This window comes from Litorivita sp. NS0012-18, assembly GCF_040371945.1.
Classification (GTDB): Bacteria; Pseudomonadota; Alphaproteobacteria; order Rhodobacterales; family Rhodobacteraceae; genus Litorivita.
Map to the genome: position 1 here is coordinate 237,751 of NZ_BAABWS010000002.1, position 16,853 is coordinate 254,603.

General features: G+C 61.5%; 21 protein-coding genes. 14 read left to right on the plus strand and 7 right to left on the minus strand.

Features of this window, described 5'->3' with window-relative positions:
• The first annotated feature begins 150 nt into the window (after positions 1-150).
• From ABWV64_RS10810 to ABWV64_RS10820, 3 genes are all read left to right on the plus strand, one after another.
• On the plus strand, positions 151-1,614 hold the full coding sequence (locus ABWV64_RS10810; protein ID WP_353345069.1) for a DUF1800 domain-containing protein: 1,464 nt from the start codon (positions 151-153) through the stop codon (positions 1,612-1,614).
• Between the two features lie 4 nt (positions 1,615-1,618).
• A complete protein-coding gene (locus tag ABWV64_RS10815; protein ID WP_502902646.1) occupies positions 1,619-2,917 on the plus strand; it encodes a DUF1501 domain-containing protein in 1,299 nt (432 codons plus the stop codon).
• Between the two features lie 73 nt (positions 2,918-2,990).
• Entirely contained in the window at positions 2,991-3,704 is a 714-nt protein-coding gene (locus ABWV64_RS10820) for a GNAT family N-acetyltransferase (RefSeq protein ID WP_353345071.1), read from the plus strand.
• A 43-nt stretch (positions 3,705-3,747) separates the two neighbouring features.
• Here ABWV64_RS10820 and ABWV64_RS10825 read toward each other — a convergent pair whose 3' ends face one another.
• On the minus strand, positions 3,748-4,464 hold the full coding sequence (locus tag ABWV64_RS10825; protein WP_353345073.1) for a response regulator: 717 nt from the start codon (positions 4,462-4,464) through the stop codon (positions 3,748-3,750).
• Positions 4,465-4,730: 266 nt separating this feature from the next.
• Here ABWV64_RS10825 and mce point away from each other — a divergent pair, with 266 nt between their 5' ends.
• The gene (gene mce, locus ABWV64_RS10830; protein WP_353345075.1) at positions 4,731-5,135 is read left to right on the plus strand and encodes a methylmalonyl-CoA epimerase; all 405 of its coding nucleotides are present in this window, start codon (positions 4,731-4,733) and stop codon (positions 5,133-5,135) included.
• Positions 5,135-5,440 carry a DUF1467 family protein gene (locus ABWV64_RS10835; protein WP_353345077.1) on the plus strand — a complete coding sequence of 102 codons (306 nt, stop codon included), beginning with the start codon at positions 5,135-5,137 and terminating at the stop codon, positions 5,438-5,440. Before mce ends, ABWV64_RS10835 begins: the two co-directional genes overlap by 1 nt.
• Positions 5,441-5,532: 92 nt before the next feature.
• On the opposite strand, the gene ABWV64_RS10840 is transcribed toward ABWV64_RS10835, so the two are convergent.
• The 4 genes from ABWV64_RS10840 to ABWV64_RS10855 form a co-directional block, all read right to left on the minus strand.
• Positions 5,533-6,180 carry a hypothetical protein gene (locus ABWV64_RS10840; protein ID WP_353345079.1) on the minus strand — a complete coding sequence of 216 codons (648 nt, stop codon included), beginning with the start codon at positions 6,178-6,180 and terminating at the stop codon, positions 5,533-5,535.
• Between the two features lie 194 nt (positions 6,181-6,374).
• Positions 6,375-7,070: an EI24 domain-containing protein gene (locus tag ABWV64_RS10845; protein WP_353345081.1), complete on the minus strand. Its 696-nt coding sequence runs from the start codon at positions 7,068-7,070 to the stop codon at positions 6,375-6,377.
• The gene (locus ABWV64_RS10850) at positions 7,067-7,645 is read right to left on the minus strand and encodes a nitroreductase family protein (RefSeq protein WP_353345083.1); all 579 of its coding nucleotides are present in this window, start codon (positions 7,643-7,645) and stop codon (positions 7,067-7,069) included. Before ABWV64_RS10850 ends, ABWV64_RS10845 begins: the two co-directional genes overlap by 4 nt.
• Positions 7,646-7,983: 338 nt before the next feature.
• Positions 7,984-8,226 (minus strand): DUF8831 family protein, encoded by a 243-nt coding sequence (locus tag ABWV64_RS10855; RefSeq protein ID WP_353345085.1) that lies wholly within the window; start codon positions 8,224-8,226, stop codon positions 7,984-7,986.
• Positions 8,227-8,438: 212 nt separating this feature from the next.
• Here ABWV64_RS10855 and ABWV64_RS10860 point away from each other — a divergent pair, with 212 nt between their 5' ends.
• Positions 8,439-9,146, plus strand: coding sequence for a M48 family metallopeptidase (locus tag ABWV64_RS10860; protein WP_353345087.1), 708 nt, complete (start codon positions 8,439-8,441; stop codon positions 9,144-9,146).
• Between the two features lie 100 nt (positions 9,147-9,246).
• Here the strand turns inward: ABWV64_RS10860 and ABWV64_RS10865 are convergent, their stop codons facing one another.
• On the minus strand, positions 9,247-9,558 hold the full coding sequence (locus ABWV64_RS10865) for a CBU_0592 family membrane protein (protein ID WP_353345089.1): 312 nt from the start codon (positions 9,556-9,558) through the stop codon (positions 9,247-9,249).
• A gap of 272 nt (positions 9,559-9,830) precedes the next feature.
• Here ABWV64_RS10865 and ABWV64_RS10870 point away from each other — a divergent pair, with 272 nt between their 5' ends.
• Genes ABWV64_RS10870 through ABWV64_RS10880 form a run of 3 tightly spaced genes read left to right on the plus strand, consistent with a single transcriptional unit; the run spans position 9,831 to position 10,731 of the window.
• Complete coding sequence (locus ABWV64_RS10870) at positions 9,831-10,187, plus strand: DUF6455 family protein (protein WP_353345091.1); 357 nt, start codon at positions 9,831-9,833, stop codon at positions 10,185-10,187.
• Positions 10,184-10,480, plus strand: a complete 297-nt coding sequence (locus tag ABWV64_RS10875) for a DUF6455 family protein (RefSeq protein WP_353345093.1) — start codon at positions 10,184-10,186, stop codon at positions 10,478-10,480. The genes ABWV64_RS10870 and ABWV64_RS10875 overlap by 4 nt, the downstream gene beginning before the upstream one ends.
• Positions 10,481-10,482: 2 nt before the next feature.
• A complete protein-coding gene (locus tag ABWV64_RS10880; protein ID WP_353345095.1) occupies positions 10,483-10,731 on the plus strand; it encodes a DUF6455 family protein in 249 nt (82 codons plus the stop codon).
• A 148-nt stretch (positions 10,732-10,879) separates the two neighbouring features.
• On the opposite strand, the gene ABWV64_RS10885 is transcribed toward ABWV64_RS10880, so the two are convergent.
• Positions 10,880-11,404, minus strand: a complete 525-nt coding sequence (locus tag ABWV64_RS10885) for a DUF4405 domain-containing protein (protein WP_353345097.1) — start codon at positions 11,402-11,404, stop codon at positions 10,880-10,882.
• A gap of 210 nt (positions 11,405-11,614) precedes the next feature.
• On the opposite strand from ABWV64_RS10885, the gene ABWV64_RS10890 reads away from it, so the two are divergent.
• From ABWV64_RS10890 to ABWV64_RS10910, 5 genes are all read left to right on the plus strand, one after another.
• Positions 11,615-12,127, plus strand: coding sequence for an acyloxyacyl hydrolase (locus ABWV64_RS10890; RefSeq protein ID WP_353345099.1), 513 nt, complete (start codon positions 11,615-11,617; stop codon positions 12,125-12,127).
• A 134-nt stretch (positions 12,128-12,261) separates the two neighbouring features.
• On the plus strand, positions 12,262-12,846 hold the full coding sequence (locus tag ABWV64_RS10895; RefSeq protein ID WP_353345101.1) for an ANTAR domain-containing response regulator: 585 nt from the start codon (positions 12,262-12,264) through the stop codon (positions 12,844-12,846).
• Complete coding sequence (locus ABWV64_RS10900; RefSeq protein WP_353345103.1) at positions 12,843-14,024, plus strand: CmpA/NrtA family ABC transporter substrate-binding protein; 1,182 nt, start codon at positions 12,843-12,845, stop codon at positions 14,022-14,024. Before ABWV64_RS10895 ends, ABWV64_RS10900 begins: the two co-directional genes overlap by 4 nt.
• A 286-nt stretch (positions 14,025-14,310) precedes the next feature.
• Positions 14,311-15,678 (plus strand): CmpA/NrtA family ABC transporter substrate-binding protein, encoded by a 1,368-nt coding sequence (locus ABWV64_RS10905; protein ID WP_353345105.1) that lies wholly within the window; start codon positions 14,311-14,313, stop codon positions 15,676-15,678.
• A gap of 85 nt (positions 15,679-15,763) precedes the next feature.
• Positions 15,764-16,849, plus strand: a complete 1,086-nt coding sequence (locus tag ABWV64_RS10910; RefSeq protein WP_353345107.1) for an ABC transporter permease — start codon at positions 15,764-15,766, stop codon at positions 16,847-16,849.
• The last annotated feature ends 4 nt before the right edge of the window (positions 16,850-16,853 follow it).

Consider the following 16,853-nt stretch of genomic DNA (forward strand, 5'->3'; position numbering starts at 1 on the left):
GCGTCTATCGGGGCGCGCGATTGGCGGTCCATTGCCCATGTTTGCGCGGCGCGCGTCGAAAGGGCTGGTCCCTGCGCATCGCAATGCCTAGCTTGAAGCAATGGCGCGGCAGGCCCGCGCGCAATTGCGAAGGATGGCGCTGTCTCTCTCGTGTCTGATGATGCCTATTTTGATCCTGATTTGGCAGACATCCGTTTTGGATGCGGGCGCGCGCCCAAGATCGCCGCGCCGCGCTCGACCGCGCAGATGATGGAGCGCCTGCGCGGGCCGGATCTGGCGGCGCGCGCCTTCCCGATCGGCAGTTTCGACAGCCTGCGCCAAGACCTCACCGCATATGACCGGCTGCGCGATACCCAGCGCGCGTTGTCGCGCGAGTTGGCCGATATGGGCCCGCAAGATAGCCCCGCGCGCCGCGAGATGACGGCAGCGCTCAGGAAGATGGAAAAACAGGTCGAGACAGAAAAACGCGCCGCGCGCCTGCGCGAAGTCCAAAGCTTTGGCCATACGCTCCAGCGCCGGATCGGCACCCAAGACGGACTGCGCGAAAGGTTGGTCGCGTTCTGGGCTGATCATTTCACCGCCCATGCCAAAAGGCCGCGCTTGCGCCCCGCCGATGCGACCTATGTCGAAGATGCGATCCGCCCACATGTGGCAGGGCGTTTTGCCGATATGCTGCGCGCGGCCGCGACCCATCCGGTGATGCTGTTTTATCTCGATCAACATCTCTCCATCGGCCCGAACAGTCCCACCGCGCGCGCGCGCGCCAGCGCCGGACGTCCCACCGGCGCGATGAATGAAAACCTCGCGCGCGAGATGCTGGAGCTGCACACTTTGGGCGTCGGCGGCCCTTACGGGCAGGGCGATGTGCAACACTTGGCGGCGCTGCTCACGGGTCTGTCCTATGCGCCCGCCAAAGGCTTTGTGTTTCGCGCGGGGCTTGCCGAGCCGCAGGCGAAAACCGTTTTGGGCAAACGCTATGGCGGGGCAAAGGCCAGCCTCGATGACATATACGCCGCGCTAGATGACCTTGCCGCCCATCCGGCCACATCGCGTCACATCGCCCGCAAGATGGCGCGCCATTTTACCTTTGACCAACCAAGCGAGGATTTGGTCCGCGCGCTGGATGCGGCCTTTATGCAAAGCGGCGGTGATCTGGCGGTGCTCACGCAGGCGTTGCTGCGTCACCCCGATGCTTGGGCGCGCGAGGCGGGCAATGTGAAGCAACCCTTGGATTTTATGGCCTCTGCCTTGCGCGCGCTGGGCACCCATCCGCGCCATATCCCCGTCATGAAACGCCGCCGGATGCAGCAACACTTCCTCACGCCAATGGCGCATATGGGCCAAGCGTGGAACCGCCCGCCCGGACCGGATGGTTGGCCCGAAGAGGACGCCGCATGGATCGTGCCGCAGCGCCTTGCCGCGCGCGTCCAATGGGCGATGACGGTGCCGTTTTCCTTGATGAAGCTGCTGCCCGATCCCGATGATTTCATGCGCAGCGCCTTGGGCGTGCGGGCGCGCAGCGCGCCGCAGCTGGGTTTCGCCGCCAAGGGCGCCGAAACGCGCGCCATCGGCGTTGGCCTTGTGCTGCTCTCGCCCGCGTTCCAAAGGATGTAGCGCCATGACCCCATTTGAAAAATCGCAGCCATCAGGCCCCAATTCCGCCCGCATGGACCGGCGCGCGGTCTTGCGTCTTGGCGGTGCGGGGCTGATCGGCTGTTCTTTGGCGGCCAGCCCTTTGATCACGCCGGTGACCTTCGCCTCGGCCCCATGGGAGAACCGTTTGGTGGTGATCATCTTGCGCGGGGCGATGGACGGGGTCGATGCGCTGCGCCCTGTGGGCGATGCCGACTATCGGGCGATGCGCGGGGGGGCGGCGCAAAAAGGCGTGCGCCTCGGCGGCGGCTTTTTTGCGCTGCACCCCGCACTGGCACCGCTGCATCCGCTTTGGCAGGCAGGTGAGCTTGGCTTTGCCCATGCGATTTCAACGCCTTACCGCGACAAGCGCAGCCATTTTGACGGGCAAGACCTGCTAGAGGCAGGCACCGACATGGACGCAGCGGGGCAGCTGCGCGACGGTTGGCTCAACCGGCTGTTGCAATCGGTGCCCGCCGCCGAGGCCGAAACCGGATTTGCCATCGGGCGCGGCGATATGCGTATTCTGGCGGGCAAGGCGCCGGTGGCCAATTGGGCACCCGACAGCGCGCTGCAGCTTGATCCGCAAACCTTTGATCTGGCCGAGCGGATCATGCATGACGATCCATTGTTTCGCGATGCATTGGGCGAGGCGGCGGAGCTTTCGGGCCTTGATCTGGCCGCTTTGAGGGACGGCGAGGCCGGAATGGGCGCGGGCATGGGCGCCGCCACGGATGCGGGCGAGATGCTCAGCGCCATGCAAGAACAAATGCGCGGGGCGCGCACTGGGACGGGTCACTTGGAGCTTGCGCGCTTTGCCGCAGCGCGCCTGACCGGCGCCAGCCGGATCGCGGCATTCTCGCTCGGCGGATGGGACACCCACGCGCAACAGGACCGCCGCATTGGCGCGCCGCTCGCGCGGCTCAGCGATGCGGTTTTGGCGCTCAAAGAGGGATTGGGACCGGTTTGGGGCAAGACCTGCGTTCTGGCGATGACCGAATTTGGCCGAACCGTGCGGCTCAACGGATCGGGCGGCACCGATCACGGCACCGGCGGCGCGATGCTCATGGCGGGCGGGGCGCTGCGCGGCGGGCGCGTATGGGCCGATTGGCCGGGTTTGAGCGAAGATGCTCTTTATGCGCGGCGCGATTTGATGCCGACACGCGATGTGCGCGCCTATGCGGCATGGGCGATGCGCGGGCTTTTCGGCCTTCCGCAACAGGTCCTTGAACATTCGGTGTTTCCGGGGGTGGAGATGGGCGCCGATCCGCGCCTTCTGCTTTGACTTATATGTTTTTTTTGGCCTTTCGCCCCAATGGCTGCGCGCCTATCGTGGCTCTAACATCAAGGAGCCCGTAATGAGTGCACAGCGACCCGTCGGCGAAAAAGTTGAAAACTGGCAAGCGCCGCCGCGCCCCGAGGCACATGCAATGGCGGGGCGCTATTGCAGGCTTGAACCTTTGGAGGCCGACACCCATGCGGCGGTTTTGTTTCAGGCCGTGGAGGGGCAGGACGCGCTGTTTGATTATCTTCCTGACGGGCCTTTTGCCTCCGCCGCGCAATATCACCGCTGGGTGCGTGAAAGCACCGCGCGCGACGATATGCAGTTTTTTGCCATCAAGGATCTTGAGCAGGGGCGCTACGGCGGTGTTGCTTCCTATTTGCGCATCGCGCCTCAGGCGGGGTCAATCGAGGTGGGCAATATCTGTTTTGGCCCCGCGCTGCAGGGCACCCGCGCCGCCAGCGAAGCGATGTATTTGATGATGAAATGGGCTTTTGAGGCGGGATACCGGCGCTATGAGTGGAAGTGTAACGCGCTCAATATGGCGTCGCGCCGCGCGGCGCAAAGGCTCGGGTTTACCTATGAGGGGATTTTCCGCCAAGCTGCGGTCGTCAAGGGCCGCAACCGCGATACCGCATGGTTCGCGGTGATTGATCGCGAATGGCCCGCGCTGCGCGAAGCGTTCGAGTTCTGGCTCTCGGCGTCGAATTTCGATGCGGCGGGGCGGCAAAAGGAACGGCTGAGCGATTTGACGCGATTGGTGCGGGCGGGGGGAGATCCGGCGCTCTAGGGCGCGCTTTGATGGCGCAGCGCCAACCGTCCGCGTTGAAAAACTAGATGGCGACTTTTTCGCTCAAACGGTCCTGCACCAATCCGGCCAGTTGCGCGACAACGGCGTTGGACGCGCGTCCTTCGCTGCGTGCATCCGCCAAAGCGTCGGCCACCATCGCGAGCGCCATATCATCGGCACTGCGCGCCACGCCCGATACGAATTGCGCGACATAATCAAGCATCCGCTCATCCGTGCCTTCGCCCAAGATATCGGCGACATGCGCCATGTCATCGCGATAGGCAATGGGATCGGGTTCGATCAACTCATCATTGACCATCCGCGGTCCGCAGGGTTGGCGTTCGGCGGGGATATGCGACAAGATCAACTCTTGGAATGTTGCCACGCTGGTCACAGGTTTGGCCAAAAACCCGTCCGCACCCGCCGCGATAGCCAAACGCTCGGCGCCGTCATCGCCGCTCATGCCAAGGATCACGCCCACGCGCGGGGAGGTGCGGGCCAATTCGTCGATCAATTCCGCGCCCGACCCGTCGGGCAGGCCCAGATCGATCATCACGACCGACGGGCGGTAGACTTGCAGGTGCCGGCGCGCCGAGCGCAGGCAATCGGCACGGCGGATACGCGCGCCCGAGCGCAAACACAAAAGCCGCAAAGCCTCACAGGCAAACCGGCTGTCCTCGACCACCAAAACAGTCAGGCCCAGCAAGGGGCGCGCCGCGGTGGGAGAGCTAAGGGGCAGGAAGGCTTCGGTGTCGTCCATGGGGCTGGCTCCTGTATTCGAGTTGCGTCATTTGAGGTGCGAACGTCGGGATTGATCTTGGCTGGGTGGCGATGACGCTAACGCGGGTATGGTGAACGCGCCGTTAATGCTGCGCGGCGTTTGGCTAATTATTTACCAAGAACGCCCTCGCATCGGTGCACCGCGATATTATACCTGCGGCGCAAACACGCGCCTGCGCACCCTTGCACCGCGCGCGCGCGCGCCTCATAACGGCGCAAAGATTTTGTGATCCGAGGAGAGACGAAATGATTGGCCGTTTGAACCATGTTGCCATTGCTGTGCCTGATCTGGAGGCCGCAGCCGACCAATACCGCAATGCTTTGGGCGCCAATGTCGGCGCGCCGCAAGACGAGCCCGATCACGGTGTGACCGTGATCTTTATCGAATTGCCCAACACCAAGATCGAACTGCTCTATCCCTTGGGCGACAACAGCCCGATTGCAGCCTTTTTGGAAAAGAACCCCTCGGGTGGCATGCACCACGTGTGCTATGAGGTCGATGACATCATCGCCGCGCGGGACCATTTGAAATCCACCGGCGCGCGGGTTTTGGGCACGGGCGAGCCGAAGATCGGCGCGCACGGCAAGCCGGTGCTCTTCTTGCACCCCAAGGATTTCAACGGCTGCCTCGTGGAGTTGGAGCAGGTCTGATGGGGGTTACCTCTGGCATCGTGCTCTATGCCGTGCTGTGGTTCATGACCTTTTTGGTCGTGATTCCGTTTCGCATCCAGACCCAAGGCGATTTGGGCGAGGTTGTGCATGGCACGCAAGCGGGCGCGCCCGAGCATCATCACCTCAAGAAAAAAGCATGGATCACCACGGCGATTGCCGCCGTACTTTGGGTGATTCTTGCTTGGGTGATTCTCACCGGTCAGATCACCGTGCGCGATATCGATGTTTTCGACCGCCTTGGCCCGCAGCAGCCCGCTTTGCAGGAAAACACCGCAGGGCAGTAAGCGGCGGCAGGGTGCCTGTGCAGATGGGATTGAAAAACGGCGACGGGCTCACCCGTCGCCGTTTTCTATTCGAGTAGCCGATAGGGCAGGGCCTAGCCGCGGCGGCGGCGCGCCATCATCGTCAGCATGCTCATGCTGCACAAGAACAGCGGCAAGGCGGGCGGCATCGGCACGTCCGGAATTTCCGTCAAAATGAACCGCTCCCATCCGCCATAGGCGAAATAGGCGTTGCCCGCGCGCCAGCCTGCGCCGATTTCGGTCGCGGCGTAACTCGCGCCGATAGACGCGCCGGAATTGGTGTGCCAGCTCAGGCGCTGCGCGCCATTCGAGGAGAGGATATCAGCGTCGAACTGGAAGATCGCGCTGCCCAATCCGGCGAACCCCATCGACAATCCGTTGGCATACCACTGGGCGCCATTGGCTTCGACGGTCTCGTTTTGCGCGGTGTGAAGGCCGGTCAATGTCGAGGTGTCGATCGTCGCCAAAAGCGCAAAGCTGTCCGATCCGACCTGACGCGCGGCGAGCATGATCTGATCATTCGCGCCGCTGTAGATATCGCCCAAGGCAATACCGCTTTGGGAATAGAGGCCGGAGTAAAGCACCTGCCAGCTGCCAAAGACAGTGGCGTCATCGACGTTGGTTTGAACGCCGATGGGATCATAGGTCAAGGCCTGCGCTGCCGATCCGGCCGACAGGCCGCACAGCGCGATGGCAAGAGACGCGAGCAGAGAACGCATCATAGTAAGGCTCCTTTCAGCAGAGCGGTTCGGACATGGCAACAGGGCCAAAACACAGATCGCCTCCGGCAGAAGAGGCGTGTATTGGTCAGATTACTGTTGAAATCGGGCAAAACGGGGGCGCAATTAAGGAATCGTTAACCATACTGCGCCGCGCCAGTTGAGCGGCCCATCAGCGGCCCTGCGCGCCAGAGCGTTTAGCCGCCCTGACGGTTCAGCGCATGGAAAATATGGGTGAAGGTGGCGGCGCCAAGGATCGGGATGAGCAGATTGACCAAAGGCACGGTCAAGGGGATCGCCATCAAAACCCCCGCTGCCCAAATCGTCAGCCAGTTCTTCTTGCGCAGCGCCCGCGCGCCTTGCGGCCCGATCCGGCGCATTGCCGAAAGCTGGAAATACTCGCGGCCCAGCAGATAGCCGTTCAGCCCCCAAAAGATGAATATCCCCGCGATGTTGAAGATCAGATAGAGCACAACCGCCACGGCATTGGCCGCCAAAATCACGCCCAGATAGTTGATCGAGTCGCGCAATGCGTCGAAAAACGGGGTGCGCGGCGCAGGGGGCAGATCGGCGTAATGGCGCGCCTCGACCGCATCGGCCACCTCGTCGAGGAACAAGGAGGTGATGGCAGAGGCCACTGGCACCATCAAAAAGATCGACAAGACCAGCATCATTATGATGCTGCCGATGCCCAGAAAATCCCCGACCCATGTGACCTCGCCCACCAACGGCAGGGTGAGCGTGTCGCCCGTGGCCCATGTGACCAGTGCAAAAACCGCCGCGCAGGCCGCAACCAAGAGGGCAATCGTCAGGCCAAGGCCCAGAAAAAGCACCTTGCGAAACCGCGGATCGTCGATTTGCCCCAAGGCGCGGAAAAACGCGGTGAAAATCATGCGTCCATCCATGTGGTGATTGCATCCACATCAGGACGCGGGCGTTCGGGCGGAGCGCTGCCTTCGCGGCCAAGGTGGATGATCCCTGCCACCCGCTCATGGGCCTGAAGGCCAAGCCCGCCTTGGACAAACTCGCGATCATGGCTCGGCCAGCCCGAGAGCCAGTTTGCCCCCCATCCCGCCGCCAAGCCCGCGTTGAGCAGCGCAAGGCAGACCGCGCCCGCACTATAGGTTTGCTCGATCGCGGGGACTTTGGGCGAGGGTTTTTGCACTTCGACAACCGCGACGGCCAGATTGCCCGTGGCGAATTGCGCTGCCCCCTTGTTGATCTGCTCGATCTCAAGCCCCAAGGCCGCGCCGCGCACCTGAGCAAGCGCCGCCAGACGCGTCAAGGCCGGTTTTTCCAATACGATAAACCGCCACGGCTCTAATTTGCCGTGATCGGGCGTGCGCGCCGCCGCGGTCAGCAACAGTTCCAGCTCCGCGCGGTCCGGCACCGGCAGGCCAAGGGTCTTTTGCGGGCGCGAGCGGCGCGTCAGCAGAAAATCGAGGGCGGCTTGGTTTTTATCGGGCATGAGGCTCCTTTGCGGGGCGACTTTGGCCCCTTGGGATTTGAAAGTTTGGCGCAGGCCTCATGGCCTTTGGCTTTGAGCGTATATGTCGGGGCTTGGCGGGAGAAGGTCAAGTCGCAGCGGCGCGAGGCGCAGGCGCCCGTTCTGGCGGGCAGTCTGGCGGGCGGGCGCGGGGGGCGCTAGGCTATGGGCCGATTGCAATGAAAGAGCCCCGATGCCCGCAATCCTCATGCTCGCCCATCTGGCCATATCCCGCGCGCAGATTGCCGTGCGCCTCACGCTCAAACGCGGCGAGACATTGCGCGACAGGCTGTTTTGAGATGCGGCTGCGCGCGGCGCGGTTAGGGCGCACTCGTCTCATTGAGCAGATAGGCCCCCTCGGGCAGGTCCAAGGCCGCGCCCAGATCGCGCAGCTGCGCCATGGATAGGGTGACCATCATCACTCGATCCGTGCGCGGGTCATATTGCTCGACCGTCACGCATTCGGAAAACGCGTTGACCGTAATGTCTTCTTTCAATGGGGCGGGGCCGTCGTCCACCAAGGTGATCACCGTGGCGTCGAACTCGTGCTCGATGGTAAACATGACCCCATGATGGCGCGCGGCGCGAAGCTTGGCAAGAGAGCGGATGGGCGGCCCCGACCCGCGCCGCCGCACAAGATCGGGCGGGCAGGGCGCGAGAGATCACGCCCCCGCCCAACGGCGCGCGCAGATGTGAGCGCGGCACAGCGCGCAAAGGCTGGAACGCGGCGCAAGACCTGCTAAATAGAAGGCACCGTCCGTTTATGAGGTGACCGATGCGCGTCCTTTCCCTGCTTGCCCTGCCGTTTCTGGCCGCCTGTGTCGCACCGACAGAGACGCCGCGCCCGCAAACAAGCAGCGCCCCTGCCGCTAGCAGCGCCGCACAGATCACCCCCTCGCAGGCCACACGCCAATTCGTGCGGGTGGTCGAAACCGTCGAACCCGTGGCCGAGGCCGAATGCCGCCGCCGCGCCCCGCGCTCCAATTGCGATTTCCTGATCGTCATTGACGATCGCCCGAACCAGCCGCCCAACGCCTTTCAAACATTGGACAAAAACGGCCGTCCGGTGATCGCCTTCAATCTCGGGCTGATCCGCATGGCGCAAAACACCGACGAGTTGGCCTTTGTTATGGGGCATGAGGCGGCGCATCACATCAGCGGCCATATCGCCCGCACACAGGCCAATGCCGCCGCAGGTGCGCTGATCTTTGCGGGGCTTGCCGCCTTGACCGGCGCGGGCGAGACCGGCGTGCGCGCGGCGCAAGATATCGGCGCCACGGTCGGGGCGCGTAGCTACTCCAAGGATTTCGAGCTTGAGGCTGACGCGCTTGGCACGCGGATCACGGCGCGCGCAGGCTATGATCCCGTGCGCGGAGCAGCGTTCTTTACCCGTATCCCCGATCCGGGAAACCGCTTTCTTGGCACCCATCCGCCCAACGCCGCGCGTATTGAAACCGTGCGACGCGAGGCGGCAAAGCTATAAAGGCCGCAGTCTTATCCGCGCTCGAAGAACACGAAAAAGCGCCCCGCCAAACCCAAGGCGGGGCGCTTTTTGTTTCCGGGGGCAGGTGATTGCAGGTGGCCTAGGCCGCGCTGCGCAGCGGCAGGACCGCGCGGTTGGCATCGCGAAACCCGCGCCGCCTGCGCAAACGCACGGCGATTCCAACGAGTGAAATCACGATCCAGAACCCCTGTATCAGCGCCGATGCGAGGTTGAAGCTGCCGCTCAGGCCGATCAAAACGAGGCCCGCAGCAAAAAGGTTGATAAAGAAATAGGGCAGGCAATCTGCCGAAATCACCCGCAATGTCAGCATCGTGTAATTGGACACATAGGTGCAAAACCCCAATATGCCGAGCAGTTCTGTCGCGGTGAGGTCGAAGGGAACATAAGTCATTTTGAATGGTCTTTATATTTTTGAAATTCAGTCAGTTAAAAGATTTTGAGCCGTAAAAATGACGACGCTTCTGCGCGGAAAATAATTGCGCAATGTCGCATGGGTAAATCTTATCCCGCGGGCGGCTTCGGGGGGTAGTCCGGAATACCTGACCATTGGATGAAGCGGCGGCGAAATCACCCGCTTGATCCGGATCAAAGTGCGCAATTGAGGCCCGCGCTATGTGATCAATATGCCAAGAGCAAAAGGTTTCGCTTCTTTCGGAGTTTCAGATGACCCCCTCAGCCACGTCCGCCCCGCATCCGCTTGGTTCACGCAAACGTCATTACTGGTTGGTCCAGCGTATGGCCGCCGCCGCCGCCGTCGATTTGAACGCCGCCTTCGAGGCGGGTGATCTTGGCAGCGATAGCTGGGCGCAAACCATCGAGACGTGTCGCGGCTGCGACTGGGTCGAGGGCTGCGAGAAATGGCTCGCCCAAGAGGACGAAGGACGCGCGGCGCCTGCCACGTGCCACAACCGCGTCACCTTTGAGGCATTGAAAAGGGGGCAAGATGCAAAGGCCCGTGACGGCGCCGCTGTCCATGGCCGCGCCAAACGCCCTGTGCAAGATCAAGGGGAGCAAGCATGACCGCCGCTTCCATCGCGCGACTAGGTGATGCGAACCGGCATTTCTGGCTGACCCGCTCGGTGGCGCGCGCCATGAACCTTTCCTTGGGCGAGGCCGTGATAGAGGGCGAAATGGCGGCGGAGGGGTATTGCGATATGGTCAACCGGTGTCGCCAATGCCTGCAGGTGAGCGCCTGCGAAAGCTGGCTTGGCGCGCAGGTCGAGGATGCAAGAGCGGCCCCGCAGTTTTGTCCGAACCATGAAATATACAACCAACTCAAAGCGGGCCGGTCCCGCACCACAAAGGATGTATGATCATGACGGTTTTCACCAAACTCAGCGTCGTAAGCCAGCGGGTTGCCGCCATGGCCGAGCGCGTCGGTGCCGTGCCGCAGGCCGACAGCGACGCGGCGATGGATTGGGCGCGCAGCTATCGCGGCGCTGTGCTGCGGTGTAACGCTTGCACCGATACGCAGGCCTGCGCGCAGTGGCAAAACACCCACGCACAGGCCGATACCGCGCCCGATTATTGCCGCAACAAAGCGATGTTCGACGGGTTGAAATAGCGCTCGCCGCGCAATCATACCTGCGCCGCCATGGCTCCTGAGGAGGGGAGGCAGCCCGCAGCTCAGCGAGGCGATGAGGAGGGTCATTGCCTCGCTCTGGATTTCTGGCGCGGCCATTATTGATCATCGTGGTCAATCGGCTGCCAGCTTAGCGCCCCGCGCGATTTGCCCCTGCGGCTACATCAAAAGCGGCGCTCAACTGCGCAATCATCTCGGCCTGCGCGCGCAGTTCGGCGCCTGTGATGTCAGCGAGTGATTGTCCGGCAAACACGCTATGGCCGCGCGCTTCGAGCGCTTTGATCACCCCCTTGGTGTCCGTCCCCAAAACAGGGGCCAAGACCTCAACCGGAGCCTGCGCCAGCAGCCGAACAGCCGCCAGATCGGGCCGCCCGAGGCGTTGTTTCGCGCCCAGATCAAGAAACGACAGCGATAGCGCGCCCGCAAAACCCGCCATCAAGATCAATGCCAAAGGCCGTTTGAAATAAAGCGTGAAGGCGCGCCAGTTGAGCGCCACATGCAGCAGGACCGCCGCGATCATGATCAATCCGATCCATTCATGAGCCAGTTTGTTGAGGCCGGAATTGAGGTGAAAGAACATCAACACGCCCGTTACAGCCATCAATAGGAAACTGCCAATGGTGATGGGGGTGGCGTAGCGGCGCAATGTGGTCATGGGGCGAGGCTCCTTGGTCGGACTATCGGTGACGCAGGAGCCCGATGCGCGGCGCGCAAACTGCGCCGGAGCCGGACCCTGCGCGCTCGAAGACTGATACGCACCGCAAAAATACTTCCGTCGCAAAAATCATCGGGTTTTGCGTGACATGAAAATCGGCACCGCCTATCACTGTGATATATTGAAGATAATTTGACAGGGCAGGGTAATATGGACGGAACTTTGGCGGCACTGTTCCTCGTGGTCGGATTGGCCGATATGGGGTTTAACCACTGCGCCGACGGCTGCCTTGCGCGCTCGGATGCGCAGGCCGCGTTCAGCCTCTCGGCGGGCGAAGTTATTTTCCAAGACAAGCACATCGATCATGAGGCGTATCTGCGCTATTCTTTCGGGCATAGCTTTGGCCCCTTCCAACCGGCGGTCGGGGTTTCGGTGACCCAAAGCGGCGATGCTTGGGTCGGGATTGGCGCAACGCATGAGAGCAATTTTTTCAACGACCGCGCCTATCTTTCGCTGTCATTGATGCCAGGTGTTTATGCGCGTGGCGGCGGGCCAAATCTGGGCCATGACGTCGAATTTCGCTCGGGGCTTGAGCTTGGTTACCGTGCACGCAACGGGGTGCGCGTCGGATTGGTCTTCGATCACCGTTCCAACGCCGATATTGCCAGCGTCAATCCGGGAATGGAATCGGTGCAGTTTCGCGTGACCGTTCCGGTGAAATAGCCGCCTTCACGCGTCGCCGTTAATTCAGGCGATCTGCCTGTTATTTGGGCATTCCCCCTTCTGCGCTGCGGGGCCGCATCGGCAAGCCCTGCGTGATCTTGGCGCGACGTGGCGGGCAGGGCACTGCTCTGGTCATGAGCGATGATTTGAAAATTGCGGTGGTCGAAGCGGATGCGGGGCGCGCGGCGGAAATCCTTCAAGGATTGGCCGAGGGCGGATGGACCGACGTGGTCGTCCTGAGCGAAACCCGCGCCCTTGCGCGCCGCCTGACCGAGATCGACCCTGATCTGGTCTTGATCGATTTGGCCAATCCGTCGCGGGACTTGCTTGAGAACCTCTCGGCGGCCTCGGGGGCCAGCACGCGGCCGGTTGCGATGTTTGTCGACCGCTCTGACGACGGGATGACCAGCGCGGCGATCAAGGCGGGGCTGTCGGCCTATGTCGTGGACGGGTTGAAAAAGGACCGGATCAAGCCGGTGCTTGAAACCGCAATCGCGCGCTTTCGGATGTTTTCGCAAATGCGCTCCGAGCTGGATGCCGCCAAGCTGGCGCTGACGGAGCGCAAGACCATCGACCGCGCCAAAGGTCTCTTGATGCAAGCCAAAGGCATCGGCGAAGACGAGGCCTATTCCCTGCTGCGTAAGGCGGCGATGGATCAAAACCGCAAACTGATTGATGTGGCGCAGGCACTGATTACCGCAACGGAGCTACTGCAATGAAAAAGCTCACCACGCTCAATTGTGGTTATGTGCCCTTGGTCGATAGCGCGCCGCTGATTTTGGCGCGCGAGATGAATTTCGCGGCCGAAGAAGGCATCAACCTACAGCTTTTGCGTCAACCCTCATGGTCGGCGCTGCGCGATCTTCTGGCCTTGGGGCATCTTGATGCGGCCCATATCCTTTCGCCCCTGCCGATTGCCATGTCGCTTGGTTTGGGCGGTTTGCCCGCGCAAGTGGATGCTTTGATGGTCCTGTCGGTCAATGGCAACGCGATTGGCGTTTCGACCGAATTGGCCGAACGGATGCGCGGCGCGGGGTGGAGTGGGCGCTTTACCGCGCCGGACGAGACCGGCCGCGCTTTGATCGCGGCGGCTGGCGCGCCTTTGCGCGTCGGCGTGCCTTTCCCGTTTTCGATGCATGTGGAGCTTTTGCACTATTGGCTTGGCGCGCTGGGCATGAAGACCGAGCATGCTCTGGACGTGCATATCGTTCCGCCGCCCTTGATGGCCGAGGCCTTGGCCGAGGGGGAGATCGACGCCTTCTGCGTGGGCGAGCCTTGGGGGTCGATGGCGGTCGAGGCGCAGGTCGGGGAATTGATATTGCCTGGTGCTGCGATCTGGTCTTTTGCGCCCGAAAAGGTGCTGGGCGTGCGGCGCGAATGGGCCGAGGCCAATCCCGATCTGACGGCACGCCTGATGCGCGCCGTTTACCGCGCCTCGCAATGGCTCAGCCAAGAGGACAACCTGCATCTGGCCTCCGAGGTTCTGGCGCGCTCCGAGCACCTCGGCCTGCCCGCAGGAGTGATCGACCGTGCTTTGGCGGGGCAGATCATCACCCGCCCGCGTGCTTTGGGTGTGCATGTGCCGCAATTTTTGTGCCTGCATCAAGGCGCGGCAAATTTCCCGTGGCGCAGTCAGGCAGCATGGATCGCCAACGGTCTGGCGCGCCGCCACGGGCTTGATCCGGCTGCGGCGATCCGCACCGCCAAAGCCTGTTTTCGCGCCGATCTCTACCGCGCGAATCTCGCCCCCATTGGTGCCGATATGCCCGGCGCATCCGAAAAGCTTGAGGGTGCGATGGCCGCGCCCGAGGCCGTTTCGTCGACCCGCGGAAAGATGATTCTCGGGCCTGATGCATTCTTTGACGGCCGGATTTTCGACCCCTCCAAGGTTTCGTGATGATTTTTTGTGCATATGCAGCAATTCTCTGGATTTCTTTCTGCAAATGCAAAGCGCGCCCCTCGCCAAAGGGCATCGCCATTCTGTAGCCTCATTGTCATAGGGCTTTGCGACGCTGCATCGCCCGCACTCAAAGCCCCCGCCGTTGGGGGCCAGCCAAGAAGAGCAACGCCGCTCGATACGATCTTTGCCTCCCTCCCTCGGCAGATCCTATCGCGCGGCTTTTTTATTTCCTCCCGACCTGACGCGCCCGCAAAGGCCTTCACAGCAAAAGGATAGCCAACGAATGAAAACAGTTTTGAAATGGGCCCTGACGACGACAGCCCTGATTGCTTCGCCCGCAATGGCAGAGATGCTCGACGTTGAAAAAGACGAGCTGAAATTCGGCTTCATCAAACTGACCGATATGGCCCCGCTCGCTGTGGCCTATGAAAAGGGCTACTTCGAGGATGAGGGCCTCTTTGTCACACTCGAAGCGCAGGCGAACTGGAAAGTGCTGCTTGACGGGGTGATCTCGGGCACATTGGACGGCGCGCATATGCTCGCAGGCCAGCCGCTGGCCGCGACCATCGGTTATGGCACCGAGGCCCATATCATCACACCTTTCTCGATGGATCTGAACGGCAATGCGATCACCGTTTCCAACGAGATTTGGGAACAGATGAAAGAATTCGTCCCCGAAGAGAACGGCAAGCCGGTTCACCCGATTTCGGCCTCCGCGCTCAAGCCCGTGGTCGAGAAATACAAAGACCAAGGCAAGCCCTTCAACATGGGTATGGTGTTCCCCGTCTCGACCCATAACTACGAATTGCGCTACTGGCTCGCCGCGGGCGGTTTGCAGCCGGGCTTCTATTCGCCTGCGGATGTGTCAGGCCAGATCGGCGCCGATGTGCTCTTGTCCGTGACCCCGCCGCCGCAGATGCCCGCCACAATGGAAGCCGGCACGATCTACGGCTATTGCGTGGGCGAGCCGTGGAACCAAGCGGCCGTATTCAAAGGCATCGGCGTTCCGGTCATCACCGATTACGAGCTGTGGAAAAACAACCCTGAAAAGGTCTTTGGCATGTCCGCCGCCTTCCAGCAGGAAAACCCCAATACCGCGATTGCCGTGACCAAAGCCTTGATCCGCGCCGCGATCTGGTTGGACGAGAATGACAACGCCAACCGCGAAGAGGCGGTCGAGATCCTTGCGCGCTCCGAATATGTCGGTGCCGATTACGAGGTGATTGCCAACTCGATGACCGGCACATTCGAATACGAGAAAGGCGACAAGCGCGAGGTTCCCGACTTCAACGTCTTCTTCCGCTACAACGCGACCTATCCCTATTATTCGGATGCGGTTTGGTATCTGACGCAGATGCGCCGTTGGGGCCAGATTGCCGAAGCCAAGCCCGACAGCTGGTATGACGAAATCGCCAAATCCGTTTACAAGCCCGAGATTTACCTCGAAGCGGCGCGTCACCTTGTCGACGAAGGTCTCGCCAATGAGGAAGATTTCCCATGGGATACAGACGGCTACAAAGCGCCGACCCCCGCAGGCGATATCATCGACGGCATTGCCTATGACGGCAAAACGCCCAACGCCTATATCGACAGCCTGCCGATCGGTTTGAAATCCGGCCAGATCGTCGAAGGCAACGAAGTCAAAGGCTAAGCTCGCATCATCGCCCGCCCTGCTTGATTGACGGGGCGGGCGGCTCTTCTCACTTCCAACTTTTGCCCGTCCAAGGACCAGCTTCATGACAGCCACCGATCCCGATACCCTCGCAGCCAGCGCCGCAAAAGACGCCCGCCGCGCGCGGACCTTTACCCGCATCAACAAAGCCGATGGATGGCTCAAGGTCGTCGGGTTGCCGTGGGTCACGCCGATCCTCAAAGCCATCGCAGGCGATAACCCGCGCGCGCAGGCCAAAGAAATCTGGCAACAACTCGGCGTGCCATTGCTCGCCATTTTGGTGTTCCTTTTCATGTGGTCGAACCTCGCCCCGCGGGTTCAAACCTCGCTGGGCGCGATCCCGGGACCGATGGCCGTTTGGGAGCAGGTCGGCAATCTGCATGAGGATCACCTGCGCGAGAAAGACAAAGAGGTGCAGTTTTACGAGCGCCAGGATGTGCGCAACGAAAAGCTGATCGCAGCGGGCAAAGAGGATAAGGTCAAATACCGCGATTACACCGGCAAACCGACCTATTACCAACAGATCTGGACCTCGATCAAAACCGTTTTCTTCGGGTTCTTGATCGCCACCGTGGTCGCCGTGCCGCTGGGCATCACCGCCGGTTTGTCGAAAACCGCCAATGCCGCCATCAATCCGATTGTGCAGATTTTCAAACCGGTCTCGCCGCTCGCTTGGCTACCCATTGTGACCATGGTCGTCTCGGCGGTCTATGCCACCAATGACGGCATGTTCTCGAAATCCTTCCTTGTCTCGGCCATCACCGTGACGCTGTGCTCGCTCTGGCCGACCTTGATCAACACCGCGCTGGGCGTGGCCTCGATCGACAAAGACCTCGTGAGCGTGTCCAAAGTCCTCAAAATGGGCACATGGACCAAGATCACCAAACTGGTTCTGCCCTCGGCCTTGCCGCTGATCTTTACCGGTTTGCGCCTGTCGCTCGGTGTGGGCTGGATGGTTCTGATCGCAGCGGAAATGCTGGCCCAGAACCCTGGGTTGGGCAAATTCGTCTGGGATGAATTCCAAAACGGCTCGTCGCAATCGCTCGCCAAAATCATGGTTGCGGTCTTCACCATCGGGATCATCGGCTTCCTTCTGGATCGCGTGATGTTCGCCTTGCAACAGCTCTTTACCTTTAGCGCAAACCGGTGAGGCT

What these genes read in the sequence shown, in the direction of transcription:
- ABWV64_RS10905 (WP_353345105.1), top strand. Translation starts at nt 14,311, where the DNA reads ATGAAAACAGTTTTGAAATGGGCCCTGACGACGACAGCCCTGATTGCT.
- mce (WP_353345075.1), top strand. Translation starts at nt 4,731, where the DNA reads ATGATTGGCCGTTTGAACCATGTTGCCATTGCTGTGCCTGATCTGGAG.
- ABWV64_RS10840 (WP_353345079.1), bottom strand. Translation starts at nt 6,180, where the DNA reads ATGATGCGTTCTCTGCTCGCGTCTCTTGCCATCGCGCTGTGCGGCCTG.
- ABWV64_RS10835 (WP_353345077.1), top strand. Translation starts at nt 5,135, where the DNA reads ATGGGGGTTACCTCTGGCATCGTGCTCTATGCCGTGCTGTGGTTCATG.
- ABWV64_RS10865 (WP_353345089.1), bottom strand. Translation starts at nt 9,558, where the DNA reads ATGACTTATGTTCCCTTCGACCTCACCGCGACAGAACTGCTCGGCATA.
- ABWV64_RS10895 (WP_353345101.1), top strand. Translation starts at nt 12,262, where the DNA reads ATGAGCGATGATTTGAAAATTGCGGTGGTCGAAGCGGATGCGGGGCGC.
- ABWV64_RS10850 (WP_353345083.1), bottom strand. Translation starts at nt 7,645, where the DNA reads ATGCCCGATAAAAACCAAGCCGCCCTCGATTTTCTGCTGACGCGCCGC.
- ABWV64_RS10900 (WP_353345103.1), top strand. Translation starts at nt 12,843, where the DNA reads ATGAAAAAGCTCACCACGCTCAATTGTGGTTATGTGCCCTTGGTCGAT.
- ABWV64_RS10875 (WP_353345093.1), top strand. Translation starts at nt 10,184, where the DNA reads ATGACCGCCGCTTCCATCGCGCGACTAGGTGATGCGAACCGGCATTTC.
- ABWV64_RS10825 (WP_353345073.1), bottom strand. Translation starts at nt 4,464, where the DNA reads ATGGACGACACCGAAGCCTTCCTGCCCCTTAGCTCTCCCACCGCGGCG.
- ABWV64_RS10880 (WP_353345095.1), top strand. Translation starts at nt 10,483, where the DNA reads ATGACGGTTTTCACCAAACTCAGCGTCGTAAGCCAGCGGGTTGCCGCC.
- ABWV64_RS10870 (WP_353345091.1), top strand. Translation starts at nt 9,831, where the DNA reads ATGACCCCCTCAGCCACGTCCGCCCCGCATCCGCTTGGTTCACGCAAA.
- ABWV64_RS10885 (WP_353345097.1), bottom strand. Translation starts at nt 11,404, where the DNA reads ATGACCACATTGCGCCGCTACGCCACCCCCATCACCATTGGCAGTTTC.
- ABWV64_RS10860 (WP_353345087.1), top strand. Translation starts at nt 8,439, where the DNA reads ATGCGCGTCCTTTCCCTGCTTGCCCTGCCGTTTCTGGCCGCCTGTGTC.
- ABWV64_RS10890 (WP_353345099.1), top strand. Translation starts at nt 11,615, where the DNA reads ATGGACGGAACTTTGGCGGCACTGTTCCTCGTGGTCGGATTGGCCGAT.
- ABWV64_RS10855 (WP_353345085.1), bottom strand. Translation starts at nt 8,226, where the DNA reads ATGTTTACCATCGAGCACGAGTTCGACGCCACGGTGATCACCTTGGTG.
- ABWV64_RS10910 (WP_353345107.1), top strand. Translation starts at nt 15,764, where the DNA reads ATGACAGCCACCGATCCCGATACCCTCGCAGCCAGCGCCGCAAAAGAC.
- ABWV64_RS10815 (WP_502902646.1), top strand. Translation starts at nt 1,619, where the DNA reads ATGACCCCATTTGAAAAATCGCAGCCATCAGGCCCCAATTCCGCCCGC.
- ABWV64_RS10820 (WP_353345071.1), top strand. Translation starts at nt 2,991, where the DNA reads ATGAGTGCACAGCGACCCGTCGGCGAAAAAGTTGAAAACTGGCAAGCG.
- ABWV64_RS10845 (WP_353345081.1), bottom strand. Translation starts at nt 7,070, where the DNA reads ATGATTTTCACCGCGTTTTTCCGCGCCTTGGGGCAAATCGACGATCCG.